Origin of the sequence: Zoogloea sp., assembly GCF_030157465.1 — a bacterium.
Lineage (GTDB): Bacteria > Pseudomonadota > Gammaproteobacteria > Burkholderiales > Rhodocyclaceae > Zoogloea.
The window spans coordinates 1-2,885 of sequence record NZ_JAOAUU010000113.1; the positions used below are offsets into that span (position 1 = coordinate 1).

General features: G+C 65.4%; 2 protein-coding genes. One reads left to right on the forward strand and one right to left on the reverse strand.

The features are described from left to right. Window positions 1-2,556, forward strand: a 2,556-nt coding sequence (gene pyc, locus Q1W26_RS13705; protein WP_300441164.1) for a pyruvate carboxylase, incomplete at its 5' end; no start/stop codon positions are given. A 125-nt stretch (window positions 2,557-2,681) separates the two neighbouring features. Here the strand turns inward: pyc and Q1W26_RS13710 are convergent. Then, window positions 2,682-2,885 (reverse strand): hypothetical protein (locus Q1W26_RS13710; RefSeq protein ID WP_300441167.1); only part of this gene is annotated, 204 nt, incomplete at its 5' end.

The window sequence follows — 2,885 nt, forward strand, 5'->3', positions numbered from 1 at the left end:
ATCCAGGTCGAGCACACCGTTACCGAGATGATCACCGGCCTCGACCTGGTCAAGGCCCAGATCCGCATCGCCGAAGGCAAGCACATCGGCAACACCGCTGAAACCGGCATTCCGGCCCAGGCGGACATCCGCCTCAGCGGCCACGCGCTGCAGTGCCGCATCACCACCGAAAACCCGGAAAACAACTTCATCCCCGACTACGGCCGCATCAGCGCCTACCGGGGCGCAATGGGCTTCGGCATCCGCGTGGATGGCGGCACGGCGTATTCCGGCGCGGTGGTGACGCGCTTTTACGATCCGCTGCTGGAAAAGGTTACGGCCTGGGCCCAGACCCCGGAAGAGGCCATCAAGCGCATGGACCGGGCGCTGCTCGAATTCCGTATCCGCGGCGTGGCCACCAACCTGGCCTTCCTGCACAACCTGGTGAGTCACCCGCGCTTCATCGCCAACGATTACACCACCCGTTTCATCGACGAAACCCCTGCGCTGTTCGACTTCCGGAAGCGCAAGGATCGCGCCACCAAGCTGCTCGGCTGGGTGGCCGACGTCACCGTCAATGGCCACCCCGAAACCCGCGACCGCGCCCGCCCGGCGGAGCACGCCAGGAAGGCCGAGGCCCCGCACTTCACGTCCGACATCCTGCCCGGCACGCGCCAGCGCCTTGAAGCGCTCGGCCCGCAAAAGTTTGCCGAGTGGATGCGCAACGAGAAGCGTGTGCTCATCACCGACACCACCATGCGCGACGCCCACCAGTCGCTGCTGGCCACCCGCATGCGCACCCGCGATATCGTCGGCGTGGCCGATGCCTACGCCCGCGGCGTGCCCCAGTTGCTGTCGCTGGAATGCTGGGGCGGCGCCACCTTCGACGTGGCCATGCGCTTTCTCAATGAAGACCCGTGGGAGCGCCTGGCGCTGATCCGCGCCAAGGCGCCGAACGTGCTCACCCAGATGCTGCTGCGGGGCGCCAACGGCGTGGGCTACACCAACTATCCGGACAACGTGGTGCGCCACTTCGTGCATCGCGCTGCCGATGCCGGCATGGATCTGTTCCGCGTGTTCGACTGCCTCAACTGGGTGGACAACATGCGCGTCGCCATCGACGCCGTGCTCGAGACCGGCAAGCTCGCCGAAGGTGCGCTGTGCTACACCGGCGACATCCTCGACCCGAACCGCTCGAAGTATTCCCTCGATTACTACGTGAAGATGGCCAAGGCGCTCGAGAAGGCCGGCTGCCACATCCTGGCGATCAAGGACATGGCCGGTCTGCTCAAGCCCGCCGCGGCCCGCGTGCTGGTCAAGGCCCTGCGCGACGAAGTGGGCCTGCCGGTGCACCTGCACACCCACGACACCTCGGGCATCAGCGCCGCCACGGTGCTGGCGGCCATCGACGCCGGTGTCGATGCGGTGGACGCGGCGATGGACGCCATGTCGGGCATGACGGCCCAGCCCTGCCTGGGCTCCATCGTCGAGGCCCTGCGCCACGGCGAACGCGATCCGGGGCTGGACCCGGAAGCGATCCGCCAGATCAGCTTCTACTGGGAAGCCGCGCGCATGCAGTACGCGGCCTTCGAAAGCGATCTCAAGTCCGGCGCATCCGAGGTCTACCTCCACGAAATGCCCGGCGGGCAGTTCACCAACCTCAAGGAGCAGGCCCGCTCCCTGGGCCTCGATACGCGCTGGCACGAAGTGGCGCGCGCCTACCGCAGCGCCAACGATTTGTTTGGCGACATCGTCAAGGTCACCCCGTCGTCCAAGGTGGTGGGCGACATGGCGCTGATGATGGTGGCGCAGGGCCTCACCGCCGAAAGCGTGCTCGACCCGGCGCGGGAAATCTCCTTCCCGGCCTCGGTCGTGGAAATGATGCACGGCGATCTTGGCCAGCCGCCGGGTGGCTGGCCCGAGGCGCTGCAGAAGAAAGTGCTGAAGAACGTGGCGCCGATCACCGAGCGTCCCGGTGCGCTGCTGCCCGAGGCCGACCTTGTGGCCGTGCGCGCCGAAGCCGAGAAGAAGTGCGGGCGTCATCTGGACGAGAACGAGTTCGCCTCGTACCTGATGTACCCGAAGGTGTTCACGGAATTCAACACCCTGTCGCGGCGCTACGGCCCGGTGTCGGTGCTGCCGACGCCGACCTTCTTTTACGGCATGGCGCCCGGCGAAGAAATCACCGTGGAGATCGAACGCGGCAAGACGCTGGTGGTGCGCCTCTTGACCATGAGCGAGGCCGACGAGGAAGGCCAGGTCAAGGTCTTCTTCGAACTCAACGGTCAGCAACGCATCATCAAGGTGCCCAACCGCAAGCTGGCCGCCAAGGTTGTCGGCCGGCGCAAGGCGGACGAGGGCAACGATGCCCATGTGGCCGCCCCGATGCCGGGCCTGGTCGTCACCGTGGCGGTGAAGGCGGGGCAGGAGATCAAGGCCGGTGACGTGATCGCCACCCTCGAAGCCATGAAGATGGAGATGGCCCTGCATGCCCCGCGTGACGGCGTGATCAAGGAAATCCTGGTCGCGTCGGGCCAGTCGGTGGACGCCAAGGATCTGGTGGTCGTGCTCGACTGATCGACAGGTAGAGCCGGGTGAATAGCCGCCATTTTGTGGGGGCGACTTCAGTCGCCCACGGACTCTGGTCAACGGTTTGCCTGTGATTCAATGCGCCGCGGGCGAATTCATTGGCTATGTTCGCGTTAAGTGTGAAAAGCGTTTTCCCCGCGACAGGTCAGGCTTTCCAGGTCTGGCAGGCCTGCCGGCGCGAACCTGAGACTTTCCTGGGTTGAGCCCTTACTGGACGGCTTTCCGGTGTTTAGCGTCACATCGGCCGGGTCTCGCCCCGGCAGGCGACCTTCTTTCTTGTTGTACGACAAGAAAGAAGGCAAAGAAACGTACCCCGC